This is a genomic window from Streptomyces sp. 4N509B, assembly GCF_052245655.1.
Taxonomy (GTDB): domain Bacteria; phylum Actinomycetota; class Actinomycetes; order Streptomycetales; family Streptomycetaceae; genus Streptomyces.
Genome location: NZ_JBQQBZ010000008.1, coordinates 1 through 14,622, shown reverse-complemented (window position 1 = coordinate 14,622; position 14,622 = coordinate 1). Strand labels below are relative to the sequence as shown.

12 protein-coding genes and 2 pseudogenes are annotated in these 14,622 nt (G+C 73.8%); 8 read left to right on the top strand and 6 right to left on the bottom strand.

All coding sequences use genetic code 11. The annotated features are described in order from the left end of the window. Positions 1-37: 37 nt before the first annotated feature. From ACTWP5_RS10645 to ACTWP5_RS10620, 6 genes are all read left to right on the top strand, one after another. Positions 38-1,459, top strand: coding sequence for an AAA family ATPase (locus ACTWP5_RS10645; RefSeq protein ID WP_443220587.1), 1,422 nt, complete (start codon positions 38-40; stop codon positions 1,457-1,459). Beyond that, a complete protein-coding gene (locus tag ACTWP5_RS10640; RefSeq protein WP_443220586.1) occupies positions 1,456-2,085 on the top strand; it encodes a hypothetical protein in 630 nt (209 codons plus the stop codon). The genes ACTWP5_RS10645 and ACTWP5_RS10640 overlap by 4 nt, the downstream gene beginning before the upstream one ends. 113 nt (positions 2,086-2,198) lie before the next feature. Then, complete coding sequence (locus tag ACTWP5_RS10635; RefSeq protein ID WP_443220585.1) at positions 2,199-4,088, top strand: exo-alpha-sialidase; 1,890 nt, start codon at positions 2,199-2,201, stop codon at positions 4,086-4,088. Between the two features lie 156 nt (positions 4,089-4,244). After that, positions 4,245-4,952, top strand: coding sequence for an SDR family NAD(P)-dependent oxidoreductase (locus tag ACTWP5_RS10630; protein WP_443220584.1), 708 nt, complete (start codon positions 4,245-4,247; stop codon positions 4,950-4,952). 52 nt (positions 4,953-5,004) lie between these two features. After that, the gene (locus ACTWP5_RS10625; RefSeq protein WP_443220583.1) at positions 5,005-5,487 is read left to right on the top strand and encodes a 2,4'-dihydroxyacetophenone dioxygenase family protein; all 483 of its coding nucleotides are present in this window, start codon (positions 5,005-5,007) and stop codon (positions 5,485-5,487) included. A 32-nt stretch (positions 5,488-5,519) separates the two neighbouring features. Next, positions 5,520-6,497 carry a LysR family transcriptional regulator gene (locus ACTWP5_RS10620; protein WP_443220582.1) on the top strand — a complete coding sequence of 326 codons (978 nt, stop codon included), beginning with the start codon at positions 5,520-5,522 and terminating at the stop codon, positions 6,495-6,497. Between the two features lie 59 nt (positions 6,498-6,556). Here the strand turns inward: ACTWP5_RS10620 and ACTWP5_RS10615 are convergent. The 6 genes and pseudogenes from ACTWP5_RS10615 to ACTWP5_RS10590 all read right to left on the bottom strand — a co-directional run. Continuing rightward, a pseudogene (locus ACTWP5_RS10615) lies at positions 6,557-7,963 on the bottom strand (GH1 family beta-glucosidase); the annotation flags it as partial. A 101-nt stretch (positions 7,964-8,064) separates the two neighbouring features. Then, a complete protein-coding gene (locus tag ACTWP5_RS10610) occupies positions 8,065-9,024 on the bottom strand; it encodes an aldo/keto reductase (protein ID WP_443220581.1) in 960 nt (319 codons plus the stop codon). Then, positions 9,021-9,839: a VOC family protein gene (locus ACTWP5_RS10605; protein ID WP_443220580.1), complete on the bottom strand. Its 819-nt coding sequence runs from the start codon at positions 9,837-9,839 to the stop codon at positions 9,021-9,023. Before ACTWP5_RS10605 ends, ACTWP5_RS10610 begins: the two co-directional genes overlap by 4 nt. Before the next feature lie 18 nt (positions 9,840-9,857). After that, the gene (locus ACTWP5_RS10600; protein ID WP_443220579.1) at positions 9,858-10,736 is read right to left on the bottom strand and encodes a carbohydrate ABC transporter permease; all 879 of its coding nucleotides are present in this window, start codon (positions 10,734-10,736) and stop codon (positions 9,858-9,860) included. After that, a complete protein-coding gene (locus ACTWP5_RS10595) occupies positions 10,726-11,718 on the bottom strand; it encodes a carbohydrate ABC transporter permease (protein WP_443220578.1) in 993 nt (330 codons plus the stop codon). The genes ACTWP5_RS10600 and ACTWP5_RS10595 overlap by 11 nt, the downstream gene beginning before the upstream one ends. Continuing rightward, on the bottom strand, positions 11,718-13,025 hold the full coding sequence (locus ACTWP5_RS10590; protein WP_443220577.1) for an ABC transporter substrate-binding protein: 1,308 nt from the start codon (positions 13,023-13,025) through the stop codon (positions 11,718-11,720). The genes ACTWP5_RS10595 and ACTWP5_RS10590 overlap by 1 nt, the downstream gene beginning before the upstream one ends. Positions 13,026-13,305: 280 nt before the next feature. Here ACTWP5_RS10590 and ACTWP5_RS10585 point away from each other — a divergent pair, with 280 nt between their 5' ends. Together ACTWP5_RS10585 and ACTWP5_RS10580 are read left to right on the top strand one after the other, a co-directional pair. Then, positions 13,306-14,373 carry an alcohol dehydrogenase catalytic domain-containing protein gene (locus ACTWP5_RS10585; RefSeq protein ID WP_443220576.1) on the top strand — a complete coding sequence of 356 codons (1,068 nt, stop codon included), beginning with the start codon at positions 13,306-13,308 and terminating at the stop codon, positions 14,371-14,373. Next, positions 14,370-14,622 (top strand): annotated as a pseudogene (locus tag ACTWP5_RS10580) (dihydroxy-acid dehydratase); the annotation flags it as partial. The gene ACTWP5_RS10585 and the pseudogene ACTWP5_RS10580, both read left to right, overlap by 4 nt.

The following is a 14,622-nucleotide window of genomic DNA, read 5'->3' as shown; positions in this document are numbered from 1 at the left end:
GGGCCGGGCGAGGCCGGCCGGCTTTCATGGAGGGCAGATGCTCACGCGCCTTGAGGTCGACGGCTTCAAGAACCTCCTCGGGCTGGCCGTCGAGTTGGGGCCCTTCACCTGCATCGCCGGGGAGAACGGCACGGGCAAGTCCAACCTCTTCGACGCGATCCAGTTCCTGAGTCTGCTCGCCGACCGGCCCTTCCTGGAGGCGGCGCAGGAGGTTCGGGGCACGCACGGTGAACGGCTGGGCCGACAGGCCGACGTGCGCGACCTGTTCTGGAACGGCTACGCGCCGGGCGCCCACCGGATGCGGTTCGCCGCCGAGATGCTCGTGCCGCCCGAGGTCGAGGACGACTTCGGGCGCGTCGCGCACGCCACCACCACGTTCCTGCGCTACGAACTCGAACTCGGATACCAACCGCCCTCGGGCGCGGAGAAGATCGGCAGGCTGGTCCTGCTCCACGAGAGCCTGCGCCACATCAAGCAGTCGGAGGCGCCCTCCCGGCTCCGCTTCCCCCACGCCAAGGGTCGCTTCCGCGACCGCGTCGTCACCGGACGGCGCTCCGGCGTCTCCTACATCTCCACGCAGGACGAGGGCGAGCCCATCATCCGGATTCACCAGGACGGCGGCAGCCGTGGCCAGCCGCGTCCGGCCGCCGCGTCCCGCGCCCCCGCCACCGTCGTCTCGACCGTGACCGGCAGCGACGACCCCACGATCCTGGCCGCGCGCCGGGAGATGCAGTCCTGGCGGCGGCTGGCGCTGGAGCCGTCGGCGCTGCGCAGCTCGGACCGGTACGCGGATCCGCGCTCGCTCGAGCCGGACGGCCTGCACCTGCCGGGGGCGCTCTTCCGCATCGCCCTCGCCGACGCGTCGGGCGATCCGTCGCGCGTCTACTCCCGCGTCGCCGGCCGGCTCTCCGACCTCTCCGGAATCCGGGTCCGCACGCTCGACGTGGAAGAGGACGACGTGCGGGAGCTGTTGACGATCCGCCTCCACGAGACGAGCGGCCTGGTGCTGCCGGCGCGCAGCCTGTCGGAGGGCACGCTCCGCTTCCTCGCCCTCTGTGTCCTGCTGGAGGACCCGGAGGTCCGTGGCCTGGTGTGCATGGAGGAGCCGGAGAACGGCATCCACCCGGCCAACCTTCCCGCGATGGTCGACCTCGTGCGGGAGCTGGCCGTCGATCCGAGGCAGGAGCCCGGCGAGGACAACCCGTTCCGCCAGGTCCTGGTGAACACCCACTCTCCCGGCGTGGTGCAGTTGGTGCCGGAGGCCGACCTCCTCTTCGCCGACGCCTCGGCGTACCGCACTCCCGAGGGGCGGACGTCGCGACGGCTGCGGCTTCGGCCGCTGCGCGACACCTGGAGAACCGAGGAAACAGGCCGGTACTACGTGACCAAGGCAGACATCCTTCCCTATCTGGAGGCCCCTCCCGGAGCCCTCCTCACGCTCGACTGGAGCACGCCGTGACGCTCCGCGTGCTCTACCTCTGCGAGGGGACCAGCGATGCGGGGCTGGCGTCCCACGTCGAGGAGATCGCGGAGGAGGCGGGCGTGGAGGTGACAGTGAGCGCCCCGGACCTCCGATGGCTGCGCGAGCGCGTGGGCCACTCCGTCTCCGACAAGCTGCGGGCCGCGAGGCGCCTGGGCGACGACTACGACCTGGCGGCGCTCCAGCGGGACGCCGACCGGGGACCGGCCAGCGCCAGGCGCGACGAGATCGCCGTCGCCGTCGACCGCGTGTGGCCGGGGCTTCGCCACCTCCCCGTCGTGCCGGTGCGGATGCTCGAAGCCTGGCTCCTGCTCGACGAGGCCGCGATCCGGGAGGTGGCGGGCAATCCGCGGGGGCGGATTCCGCTGGACCTCCCGTCGCCGTCGGCGGTCGAGCGGGTCGCGGATCCCAAGCAGCGGCTCAAGGACACGCTGGCGAAGGCGAGCGGCTGTTCGGGGAGACGGCTGAACGTCGTCCAGAAGCGGTTCGAGGAGAACCGCCATCGGCTGCTCGAACTCCTCGACCGGGAGGGCCCCGTCGCGAAGGTGTCCTCGTGGCAGGTGTTCGTGAACGACCTGCTGGCGGCGCTGCGCGCGGCTTCCTGAACGCCGACCGGCCACCTCTCCCGAAGATCTCGGCGAGATGACGTTTTCGTAACAACAGCTGGTGGGGAGACTCCTCCTGAGAGGTTGTCGGACGTCCTACGTGGGGGTCTGTCATGGCGTCAGCTCGTGTCGTGGCTCGCCGGACGGCGGTCTTCCTCGTCGTCGCGCTCCTGGCGCTGGCGCCCAGCCCCGCGTGGGCGGACGTCGAGGGGCGGGACGTCGGGCATCAGGTGCTGTTCGAGGAGGGGGCGGACGGGTACGCCTGCTTTCGCATCCCCGCGATCGTCGCGTCCACCAAGGGCACGCTGTTGGCCTTCGCCGAGGGCCGGCGGGAGAACTGCGGGGACGCCGGGGACATCGACATCGTGTTGCGGCGGTCCTTCGACGGCGGGGCCAGCTGGGAGCCGATGCGGGTGGTGCTGGCCGGCGGCGGCGACACCCGGGGGAACCCGGTGCCGGTGGTGGACGCCGGCAGCGGCCGGATCCTGCTGGCCAGCGTGCACAACGCCGGCCGTGAGGACGCCGGGAGCTGCGGCCCGCCCTGCGCGCGCACGCCGTACCTCCAGGTCAGCGACGACGACGGCGCGAGCTGGTCGCGGCCCCGCTCGTTGGCGGACGAGCTGCTGCCCGCCGCCTGGGACTCCTGGTACGCCACGGGGCCGGTGCACGGCGTCCAGCTGACGCGCGGCGAGCACGCCGGCCGCCTGGTCTTCGGCATCAACGGCGAGAGCTGGGAGGACGGCCGCGTCACGGAGAACCACGCGGCCCTGGCCCTCAGCGACGACGGGGGCGCGAGCTGGCGGATCGGCGCGGTGGACAGCTGGCCTCGGGACGCCGACGGGCTCTTCCGGCAGAAGCCGCAGGAGATGACGCTCGTCGAGCGCGGGGACGGCTCGATCTACGTCAACGGGCGGGAGGACCGCGGCACCGACCTCGGGCACCGCACGCACACCGTCAGCCTCGACGGCGGCGAGAGCTTCGCCGCGCCCTTCGCCGCCCTCCCCGGCCTCTACACGCCGCAGGTCCAGGGCTCGGTGGTGCGGTTGCCCGCCGAGGAGGGCGAGAACGGCGACCGGCTGCTGCTGGCCTGCCCGGCCGACCCCGACCGGCGTCGGACCATGTCGGTGCGCTCCTCCTGGGACGGCGGCGCCACCTGGGAGGGCGTGGACCGCGCGCTGCGCGTCACCACCGACTGGTCCGGTTACTCGGACATGGTGGTGCTCGGGGACGGCGCGGTCGGCCTGCTCTACGAGGGCGGGCCCGAGGACGCGCGGGACCAGATACGGTTCGCCCGGTTCACCGAGGAGGACCTCGGGCCGCGGCGCGGGCCCGACCCGGTCACGCCCGACGAGGCGCCCGGCGCGGAGCCCGCGCTGGCGCTGGGCGGCGCGGCGCCGGACGCCGACGGCGGACGGTTCGGCGGCGCGGTCACGTTCGACGGCGTGGACGACGCGGTGCGGCTGCCGTTCCGGGAGGATCTGGCGCTCGGCGCGGGTGACTTCACCGTGAGCCTCTGGTTCCGGTACGCGGCGGAGGGCGGCACCCGGCCGTTCCTGTGGATGGGCGGGGTCGGCGGCGCGGCGCCGCAGGTGTGGGTCCGGGGCGAGCCGGACAACGACCGGCTGCGGGCCCTGATCACGGCGGTCGACGGCGCCCGGCCCGTCGCCAGCGCCTCCGTCTCCACGGCCGAGCCGTACAACGACGGCGCGTGGCACCACCTGTCGCTGGTGCGCGAGGCCGGGCGGCTGACGCTCACCGTGGACGGCGCGGAGACGGCCTCGGTGGCGGACGTGCCGGGCAGCGTCAGCCGCACCTCGGCCTTCGGCGTGCACGTCGGGCAGGGCGTGGACAGCCGCACCCACCTGGCGGGATCGCTGGACGAGGTGCGGGTTTACGACCGGGCGCTGTCGCGGGCGGAGCTGACCGCGCTGCGCGAGGGGAACGAGCCGCCGGCCGACGCGCCCGTCCTCGCGCTGCCGCTGGACGAGGTCCGCGGCCGGTAGCGGCGACGGCCGGTCGGCGGAGGGGGCGGCGGTCATCGGCGGGGGCGATGGCTGCCATTCAGCGCTCGAATGACCGGGGCCCGGCCGCGCCCCGCCGTGGTGCCATGGCTCGCGAGCCCGGCGGTGACCGGGAGGACGAGCGGCCCGGAGGAGTTCGTGACCAAGCGGCCACACGTCGTCGTCATCGGCGGCACGAGCGGCATCGGAGCGGCGGTCGCCGAACGGTTCGCCGCCTCGGGAGCCGAGGTGGTGGCGGCGGGGCTCGGCAGCCGGCGCCCCGGCGTGCCGGCCGGGCCCGGCGTGACCCTCGTCGAGGTGGACGTGCGGCGGCCGGGCGAGGTGGAGGAGTTGTTCGCCTCGCTGCCCGCCCTGGACGTGCTGGTCAACGCCGCGGGCGTGCTGCGGCGGGACGACGAGCACCGCCCCGAGGTCTTCGCCGAGGTGCTGACGGTCAACCTGACCGGCACCATGCGCGCCTGCTCCGCCGCGCGCGGTCTGCTGGCGGCCTCGGGGGGCTGCGTGGTGAACGTGGCCTCGATGCTGAGCTTCTTCGGCGGCCCGCGCGTCCCGGCGTACTCGGCGAGCAAGGGGGGCGTCGTGCAGCTCACCAAGGCCCTGGCCGTGGCCTGGGCGTCCGAGGGCGTCCGGGTCAACGCCGTCGCCCCCGGCTGGATCAGGACCGGTCTGACCCGGGAGTTGCAGGAGGACCCGGGGATGACCCGGCAGATCATCGAACGCACCCCGATGCGCCGGTGGGGCGAGGCGCGGGACGTGGCCGGGGCGGTCGCGTTCCTGGCCGGGCCCGACGCGGCGTTCGTCACCGGCGTGGTGCTGCCCGTCGACGGCGGCTATCTCGCGGCCTGACCTCCCCCGGCGCCCACCGCCCCCTCCAGACCAGAAAGAAGGAAGGGAAACGATGATTCCGGTCTCCCAGGACTACCCGTCCGAGATCGCCGTGGCCGCCGAGCCGGCCGACGAGCGGGTGTGGGTGCCGCAGGCGCCCAACGTCTGGTTCCGCCCGCTGATGATCAACACGGTCGTCGGGCAGTGGTGCAACCTGCTGAAGGTCACCGCCTCCGGCGTCGTCTCGCGCCACCGCCACCCCGGCGCCGTCTTCGGCTACGTCATCGCGGGCCGCTGGCACTACCACGAGCACGAGTGGGTCGCCGAGACCGGTCACTTCGTCTACGAGCCGCCGGGAGAGATCCACACTCTTGCCGTACCGCCCGACTGCGACTATATGATCACCATGTTCAACATAACGGGTGCCATGGTCTACGTGGACGCGGACGGCAACCAGACGGGCTACGAGGACGCCTTCACGAAGATCGACATGTGCCGCGCCCACTACGAACGTGTCGGGTTGGGCCGCGAGTACGTGGACCAGTTCATCCGCTGACCACGGGCCCCGCACGCGCATCGGAGGTCAGCGTGGATCTCTCCAGTGCCCACAACTACCGACTCGACTGGATCGCCAGCTTCGTGGCCGTCGCCCACAACGGCGGCTTCTCCGCCGCGGCCAAGGCCCTCTACCGCTCCCAGCCCCGCGTCTCCAGCCACGTCGGTGAGCTGGAGCACGTGCTGGGCGCCAGGCTGTTCGACCGCAGCGTGCAGCCCGTCACGCTCACGCCCGAGGGCCGGGCCCTGCTGCCCCACGCGGAGGAGATCCTCTCGCGCCTCGACGTGTTCTCCGAGGTCGCGGCGGGAGCGGCCGGCGTGGTGCGGGGCGAGGTGCGGCTCGGCATGTACCCCTCGGCCGCCGCGTTCCTCTACCCGGCGCTGGTGCGCCGCCTGCGGCAGGCCGCGCCGACCGTGCGCACCACCCTCTTCGAGGGGCCCACCCTCTCGCTGGAGAGCCAGCTCTCGGCCGGCGACATCGACCTGGCGCTCCGTCCGGTGCTGCCGCTGGCGCGCGACGACCGGCTGCTCAACGCCCGGCTGTGGAGCGAGCCGCTGGTCGTCGTCGTGCCGCCGGGGCACCGGCTGGCGGCGGAGGCGCCCGTGCCGCTGCGGGAGGTCGCCTCGTACCCGCTGATCACGATCGGCGAGCCCAGCGAGGACACCCCGCGTCAGTTCGAGACGAACCTGGCCTTCGCCGAGGCCGGCATCCGCCCGCGCATCGCCTTCCAGACCAACCAGCCGCAGACGCTGGCCTCGCTGGTCCGTGGCGGCATGGGCGTCGGGGTGACCAACGCCCTGGCGATGATGACGGCGAACTGCGCGGGCGTGGAGCTGTTGCCGCTGGCCTCCACCAGCGTCCAGCGGCACGTCGCCGTCTGGTGGCGCGCCGACCGCGCCACGTCCGCCGCCGTCACCCTGGTCCGGGACCTGATCACCTCGCTGCCGGGGCCCCGGCTGACCATCAGCGACGCCGCCGAGCGCTCCCCGGTCCGGGCCGCCGCGCTCTGAGCCCCCTCACCGCACCCCCCGGCGACCGCGCTCCGCCAACGACCGCACTCCGGCGCCGGGAGGCCGCCGGCCCGCGTCACGGTCGCGAACCAGCGTCCGCTGTCCTTCACCAGCCGCCGCTGGGTGGCGAAGTCCACGTGGACCAGCCCGAACCGCTTGGTGTACCCGTGGGCCCACTCGAAGTTGTCGATCAGGCTCCACACGAAGTACCCGCGCAGGTCCACGCCCTCGGCCAGCGCGCGGTGCGCGGCCCGGAAGTGGTCCTCCAGGTACGCCCGCCGCTCCTCGTCGTGGACGCGCCCGTCCTCGGCGACCTCGTCGGCGAAGGCCGCGCCGTTCTCCGTGACGTACAGCGGCAGCGGGCCGTACTCGCGCCACACCCGGGTCAGCGTCTCGTACAGCCCGTCCGGGTCGATCTCCCAGCCCATCTCCGTCACGGGCAGTCCCCGCTTGACGAACTCCACGTCCGCCGAGCCGGGCCACTGCGAGACCGCGTTCCGTTCGCCCGTGCCGGCGCGCACCACGTGCCGCGAGTAGTAGTTGACGCCCAGCATGTCGAGGGGGGCGGCGATGGTCGCGAGGTCGCCCTCCCGGATGTGGGAGGCGTCGGTGACCCCGGCGCGCGCCAGGTCCTCCAGCACGTCGGCCGGGTACGCGCCGCGCAGCATCGGGTCCAGGAAGAGGCGGTTCATCAGCCCGTCGATGCGGCGCGCGGCGTCCCGGTCGGCGTCGCGGTCGGCGTCGTGGGCCGCGCCGTCCGGGCGGGGCGCGGGCTCGACCGGGTAGAGGTTGACCGTCACGCCCAGGCGGCTGGCGCCCTGCTCCCGCAGCGCGGCGACGGCCAGGCCGTGCCCGAGCATCAGGTGGTGGGCCGCGCGCACGGCGGCGGCCGGCTCGGTGCGGCCGGGGGCGTGGTAGCCGCTGCCGTAGCCCAGGAACGCGGCGCACCACGGCTCGTTCAGCGTGGTCCAGTCCGTCACCCGGTCGCCGAGCCGCTCGTGGACCAGCGCGGCGTAGTCGGCGAACCGGGCGGCGGTGTCCCGCTCGGGCCAGCCGCCGGCGTCCTCCAGGGCCTGCGGCAGGTCCCAGTGGTAGAGGGTCACCCAGGGCGTGACGCCGTTGTCGAGCAGCGTGTCGACCAGGCGGCTGTAGAAGTCGACGCCCGGGGCGTTCAACGCGCCCCGGCCGTCGGGCTGGACCCGGGGCCAGGCCAGCGAGAAGCGGTAGTGGGTCGCCCCCAGCTGGGACATGAGGGCGACGTCCTGCGGATAGCGGTGGTAGTGGTCGCACGCCTCGTCGCCGGTGTCGCCTCCGGTCACGCGGCCGGGGGTGTGGGCGAAGGTGTCCCACACCGAGGGGGCGCGGCCGTCGGCGTCCACGGCTCCCTCGATCTGGTAGCTGGCGGTGGCGGTGCCCCAGGCGAATCCCTCGGGAAAGCGCAGGGCGGGAGCGTCATCGTTGGTCATGGCAGTCGTTCCACGGACGGAGGGACGGGGAAACAGGCAGGGGTCGGGATCGTCGGGGGGGCCGGTCCGGTTGGGCCGGCCGGGCCGGCCGGGTCAGTCGGTCAGTGCTGCCAGTGGGAGGCGGGCGCGGCCAGCCCCTCCAGGCTCATCCACAGCTCGTCGGGGATGGGCCACCGCGCCAGCCTGAGCGTGTCGGCGACGCGTTCGGGGCGCGTGACGCCCACCACGGTGGCGGCGATGCGCGGGTCCCGGGTGGAGAACTGGAGGGCGGCGGCGGCGAGCGGCACCCCGTGGTGGTCGCAGGCCGCCTCGATCCGCCGCACCCGGTCGAGGACGACGGCGTCGGCCTCCCGATAGGCGTACCGGCCGTGCGCGGCGCCGCCCTTGGCGAGGATGCCGCCGCCGAACGGAGCGGCGTTCACCACAGCGAGGCCGGCGGCCCTGGCCGCGTCGATGAGCTGGTCCGCCGAGCGGTCGACGAGCGTCCAGCGGTTGTGGGTCAGCAGCACCTCGAACGTGCCGGTGGCCACGTAGCGGGCCATCAGCCCGACGGGGCCGCCGGCCACGCCGATGTGCGCCGCGAGGCCCTCGTCGCGGATGCGCGCGAGCTCCCGCACCGGCCCGTCGGGCGCCATCGCCTCCTCGAAGGTGATGTGCTCCGGGTCGTGGAGGTAGAGGAGCTGGACGCGGTCGACGCCCAGCCGCTCCAGGCTGCCCTCCAGGGAGCGCCGCACCTGTGCGGCGGAGTAGTCGCCGGTCGCGCCGTCCCGGTCGACCTTGGTCGACAGCACCGCGCCCGCCGGCAGGCCGCCGGCCTCGGCGAGCGCCCGCCCGACGCGGCGCTCCCCCTCGCCGCCGTTGTAGCCGGCGGCGGTGTCGAGGAACGGCGCCGGTGAGCGCAGGACGTGCCGGACGGTCTCCACCGCCCGCTCTGCGGGCACGTCGTAGCCGAAGGCGGCGGGCATGCCCGCCAGCGGGCCGCCCCCGAAGCAGATCTCGGGCACGAGCAGCCCGGTGGGCCCCAGGCGCCGCCGCGGCAGGGCGGTGTGCGCGGCGCTCATCGGGTGACCAGCCGCAGCGGGACCCCGTCGGGGTCGGCGAGCCGCTCCTGGCCGGCTGGCGCGTCGCCGGCGGCCAGGGCGACGGCGCGCAGACCGAGGCGTTCGGGATCGGTGGGCGCGGGCGTGGTGGGCTCGGTGAAGGTGAAGACCTCCAGGACGCCGGAGCCCGCCTGGAGGTAGTGGATGACGAAGCCGCGCGGGTCCTGCGTGTGGTCCAGCCGCCCGATCAGCGGGTAGCCCAGGGTGTCGCGGTAGAGGGCCAGGGTCGCGGTGAGGTCGTCCGAGGTGAGGGCGACGTGGTCGAAGACCGGTCCGGCGTCCGCCGGCCTGGCCTCGGCGAGGCTCCGTTCGCGGTCGGCGAGCCCCTGGTCGTGGACGTGGTGGTAGTGCAGGTGGCCGTCGATGAACTCCAGCAGGGTGCCGTCGGGGTCGCGGAAGAAGGCGAGGTTGACGTCGCCGACGGCGCGCGTCGGCTCGATGGAGAACGTGACCCCGGCGTCGCGCAGCCGCTCGGACCGGCGATGGACGTCGCCGACCTTCAGGCCGACGTGGCGCATGCCGCGTTGGAGGTCGTCGCCGACCCAGCCGCCGAGCGTGCTGTCCGCCGGCGCCTGCGCCAGCCGGAGCAGCGCGCCGTCCGCGTCGAGCCAGTGCACGCCGGGCCGCTCCGGCTCGGGCGCGTCGGCCGCGGGTCGCAGGCCCAGCAGGCCGCGGTAGAAGTCCAGCGAGCGCTCGGCGTCGCTGACGCCGATCTCCACGTGGGAGATGCCGGTGTGCCGGTGTCCGGCGTGGGGGTGTCCGGTGTGTGGGGACATGAGGGCCTTTCGTGAGTGTCAGTTCTTGACCGCGCCGAGGGTCATCCCGGCCACGAAGCGCCGCTGCATCCTCGCGTAGACGACGATGATCGGCAGGATGGACATGGTCAGGGAGGCACACAGGAGCGGCCAGTCGGTGGAGTGCTGCCCCACGACGGAGAACAGCACCGGCTGGAGCGGCAGGTGGCTCGTGGTCTGGAGGAACGTCTGGGCGAAGAGGAACTCGTTCCACGTCGTCATGAACTGGAAGATGACCACCGTGGCGGCGCCCGGGGCGGCCAGCGGCAGCATCACCCGCCAGAACACCGCGAACTCGCCCGCGCCGTCGACCCGCGCGGCCTGCACGAGCTCCCGTGGCAGCGTCTCGAAGAAGACCCGCATCAGGAACATCGCGAACGGCAGCGAGGTGCCGACGTACACCAGCGTCAGGCCGGTCAGGCTGTCCAGCAGCCCGAGGGCGTCCAGCTCCAGGAAGAGCGGGATCACGACGGCCGTGACCGGCAGCATGATCGTGCTCAGCAGCACCACGTAGATGGCCTGCTTGCCACGGAACTCCAGGTGGGCGAAGGCGTAGCCGGCGAGCGTGGCGAGCGCGGTCACGGCCAGCACGGTCACGACGGTGATCGCGAGGCTGATGCCGAAGTGGCGCGGGAAGTCGAGGCTGGTCCACGCCTCCCCGTAGGCGCGCAGCGTCCACTCCTCGGGGATGACGCTGCCGCCGAAGACGGTGTTCCTGGGGCGCAGGGAGGTCAGCACCATCCACACCAGGGGGAACACCGAGGCGGCGGAGACGAGGACCAGCGTCAGGTAGCCCGTGGCGCGGCGGGCCGCGCGGCGCCGGGCGGCGCCGGCGGGGACCGGCGCGGCGGTGGGCACGGTGGTCGGTTCAGAAGACATCGCGGGCCCTCCGGTTCACGCGGACCTGGACCAGCGTGGCCACCAGGCACAGCACGAAGACGACCATGCTGATGGCGGTGGCGTAGCCGAACGCCGGCACGCCGCCGGCCGTCGAGCCGAACGCCAGCCCGTACAGGTAGGTGCCCAGCACCTCGGAGGCCCGGTTGGGGCCGCCGCCGGTCATCACGTAGATCACGTCGAAGGTCTTGAAGCCGTTGACGACGTTGAGCAGCACCACCACGGCCGTCACCATCCGCAGCATCGGCACGGTGACGTGGCGGAACCGCTGCCAGGGCGTCGCGCCGTCGATGCGCGCCGCCTCGTAGAGCGTCGGGTCGATGCCCTGGAGGCCGGCGAGGTAGATCAGCATGAACAGGCCCGCCGCCTGCCAGAGGGAGACGAGGACGAGCGCGGGGAGCACCGTGTCGGGGTCGGCGAGCCAGGGGTGGGCCAGGGAGCCGAGGCCGATGCCTTCGAGGAAGGAGTTGATCGTCCCGAAGTTCGGGTCGTACAGCAGCTGCCACAGCGAGCCGGTGACCACGAACGACACGACGGCGGGGATGAACACGCAGGTCCGAAAGAGCACCCCGAGCCGCCAGCCCCGGTTCAGCAGTACCGCGAGCAGCATCGGCACGACGGTCTGGAGCACGGTCGTGGCCAGGGTGAACAGGATCGTGTTGCGCATCGCCTCCCAGAACACCGGGTCGTCCATCAGGTTCCGGAAGTTCTCGGCGCCGATGAACTCGGGCGTCCCGAAGCCCGACCACCGGGTCAGGCTCAGGTACATCGACCGCAGGAACGGATAGGCCACGAAGCCGGCGAAGAACACCGCCACCGGCAGCACGAAGAGGTATCCGGCCAGGCTCTCGGAACGGCGGCGGGTGCCGGGACGCGCGCCCCGGCCGCTCCCGTCCCGGCGGCCGCCCGCGCGCCGGCCACCCGCGCGGCGCGCCGCCGCCCGGTCGTGCACGGCCGTCGCCATCAGCGGGCCGCCGCCCGCTCGACGCCGGCCTGGATGTCGGCGGCGACGTCGTCCGGGGAGGACTCGCCACCCAGCAGGGCGGCCAGGCCGTTGGCGGCGGAGTCGGAGGAGCCGCGGCCCATCAGGATGTGCGGGGCGCCGTCACCGTCGGTCAGCCAGGAGGTCATGTCCGCCATGACGGGGTCCTCCACGCGCTCGGCCGCCGTCTTCGTGCACGGCATCGAGTTCGACTCGTTCATGATCCGCGAGTAGCGGTCGGCCTCGAAGGTGAAGCGCAGGAACTCCAGGGCGGCGTCCTTGTGCGGGCTGGTCGCGGAGACCGCGAACGCCGCCCCGGCCTGGTTGGCCGTCCAGTGCCGCGCCCCGGACCGCAGCGCGGGGTTGCGCATCACGCGGTAGTTCTCGACGAACTCGGGCGGCGCCTCCTGCGCGAAGCCCTGCGGGGTCCAGGAGCCGGAGAAGAGCATCGCGGCCTGCCCGGTGTACAGCATCTGCTCGGCCTGGTTGCCGGCGATGCCGTTGGGGTTGGCGGCGAAGACCTCCTCCTGCCGCAGCCGCTCGACGAGCTCCAGCGACTCGACGACCTCGGGGGACTCCCAGCTCGCCCCGTCGCGCTGCTGGTCGAGGCGGACGACCAGCTCGGGGTCGTCGGTGATCTGGGTGATCAGCGGCAGCCAGAAGTCCAGCCCGCTGGTGCCGGGGTTGTTGGACAGCACGAGCGGCTCGCGGCCGGTATCCCGCACCGCCCGCGCCACCTCGATCAGGTCGTCCCAGGTCTCGGGCACGTCCGTGCCGGCGTCCGCCAGGGCGGCGGGGTCGTAGAAGACGCCGAAGGTCTGCGCCATCCACCCGACGGCGTACTGGCCGTCGCCGTCGCTGAACAGGCCGTTCGCGGAGTCGAAGAACTCCCCGACGAAGCTCTCCCCGAGCTCCTCGCGCAGGTTGGCGGTGATGCCGTTCCTGCCGTACTCCAGGGCCAGCACGTGCGGCGCGAACACCTCCGGCGGGTCGCCGGCCGCCACCGCCGCCTGGAGCGCCGGCAGGTACTCGTCGGGCGAGCCGAACAGGCGGTTGCGGACCTCGATGTCCGGGTGGGCCTCCTGGAACTCCTCGACGAGGCGCGGCCACTGGTCGCGCTGCTCGTTGTACCAGTGCCACAGGCGGACGACGGGCCGCCCGGACGAGCCGCCCGAGGACCCGCCACAGGCGCTGAGCAGGGGGGCGGCGGCGAACGCGGCGGTGCCGAGCGCGGATGCGCGCAGTACCTGCCGGCGGCTCGGTCGCCGCGTCGTGGAAAACGAGACCATGACGCCCTCCGACTTCCGTGTTGTGCGGTCTTGCCGAGCGACGTTCGGGGGCGCGGCGGCCCGGTGTCATGGGTTATCGCGGCAGCGGATGGCTCCTATTCGCACGCCGCCCGCGGCCGTTCGCGCGGCGCGCGACCCGGTGCCCGCCGCACGGCAGCGGGTTAGGGTGACGCTCCGTGCCCCCCGACCGGGCCGGAAACGGAACGGGAAGCGGGAGCGAGCAGCGGGGGCCTGTGTGCGTGTGCGAAGGCAGCGTGTAGACAGTCAGCGGGAGGCACCCATGCGCGCGGTGAGATGGCACGGACGCCGCGACGTCCGCTACGAGACGGCGGTGCCCGACGCGCCCGATCCCGGCCCCGGCGAGGTGCGGGTGGCCGTGGCCTGGTGCGGACTGTGCGGCAGCGACGTGGCCGAGTACGCCGCGGGGCCGCTGCTGATCCCGGTCGGGCGAGCGCACCCGGTGACCGGGCGTCACGCTCCGCTGGTCCTCGGGCACGAGATCGCGGGCCACGTCACGGACGCCGGGCCGGGCGTCACCGGCCTGCCGCCGGGCACCCTGGTCGCCCTGAACGCCCTGATCCCCTGCGGGCGCTGCGCCCGCTGCGCGGCCGGCGACGACCACCTGTGCCCGGACTTCGGGCACCTCGGCATGTCGGCCGACGGCGGGCTCGCCGAACGGGTGACCGTGCCGGCGGCCATGGCGGTGGCCGCGCCGCCCGGCCTCGACCCGGAGGTCGCGGCGCTCGCCGAACCGTTCGCCGTGGCCTGGCACCTGGTGCGACGGGTCACCCGCGGGGCGGGCGACGGGTCGCGTTGCCTGGTGGTGGGCGCCGGGGCGATCGGCCTGGCCACGGCGTTGGTCCTGCGGGAACGCGGCCACGAGGTCACGGTGGTCGACGTCGCCGACGAACGGCTGCGCGTGGCCGCCGGCCTGGGCCTGCGCGTCGGCGCCGAGGCCGAGGCGGTGGCCGTGGCGGGAGAGGGAGGAGAGGGAGCGGACGCCGCGCTGGAGTGCTCCGGCAGCGCCGACGGCTTCGCCCTGTCCTGCCGGGCGGTGCGGCCCGGGGGCGTCGTGGGGCTGGCCGGGCTTCCGGCGCGGCCGGTTCCGTTCGACGTGACCGACGCCGCCCACCGGGAGCTGACGCTCGTGGGCAGCATGTCGCACCAGGCCGAGGCCGACCTCGCGCCCGCCCTCGGGTTCCTCGCGGCGCACGCCGAGACGGCCCGCCGGCTGGTCACGGCCCGCGTGCCGTTGCGCCGGGCGGTGGCCGACGGGCTCGACGTGCTGGGCGGACCGCGGCGGGGCGCGCACACCAAGATCCTCATCGACGCGGGAGGGACCGCATGACGCACACCGACCGATCCCCCGAGACACCCTCCACCCCGACCCCGACCCCGACCCCGACTCCGGCTGGCGGCGCCCGGCGTAGTGGGGCGTGGTTCGGGGCGGAGGGGCGTAACGGTTTCATCCATCGTTCGTGGATGCGGAATCAGGGTTTTGGTCCGGAGGTGTTCGATGGTCGTCCGGTGATCGGGATCGCGAACAGCTTCTCGGAGTTGACGCCGTGCAACGCTCACCTGCGGGAACTCGCGGAGG

What these genes read in the sequence shown, in the direction of transcription:
- ACTWP5_RS10610 (WP_443220581.1), bottom strand. Translation starts at nt 9,024, where the DNA reads ATGAGCGCCGCGCACACCGCCCTGCCGCGGCGGCGCCTGGGGCCCACC.
- ACTWP5_RS10600 (WP_443220579.1), bottom strand. Translation starts at nt 10,736, where the DNA reads ATGTCTTCTGAACCGACCACCGTGCCCACCGCCGCGCCGGTCCCCGCC.
- ACTWP5_RS10605 (WP_443220580.1), bottom strand. Translation starts at nt 9,839, where the DNA reads ATGTCCCCACACACCGGACACCCCCACGCCGGACACCGGCACACCGGC.
- ACTWP5_RS10635 (WP_443220585.1), top strand. Translation starts at nt 2,199, where the DNA reads ATGGCGTCAGCTCGTGTCGTGGCTCGCCGGACGGCGGTCTTCCTCGTC.
- ACTWP5_RS10590 (WP_443220577.1), bottom strand. Translation starts at nt 13,025, where the DNA reads ATGGTCTCGTTTTCCACGACGCGGCGACCGAGCCGCCGGCAGGTACTG.
- ACTWP5_RS10585 (WP_443220576.1), top strand. Translation starts at nt 13,306, where the DNA reads ATGCGCGCGGTGAGATGGCACGGACGCCGCGACGTCCGCTACGAGACG.
- ACTWP5_RS10595 (WP_443220578.1), bottom strand. Translation starts at nt 11,718, where the DNA reads ATGGCGACGGCCGTGCACGACCGGGCGGCGGCGCGCCGCGCGGGTGGC.
- ACTWP5_RS10645 (WP_443220587.1), top strand. Translation starts at nt 38, where the DNA reads ATGCTCACGCGCCTTGAGGTCGACGGCTTCAAGAACCTCCTCGGGCTG.
- ACTWP5_RS10625 (WP_443220583.1), top strand. Translation starts at nt 5,005, where the DNA reads ATGATTCCGGTCTCCCAGGACTACCCGTCCGAGATCGCCGTGGCCGCC.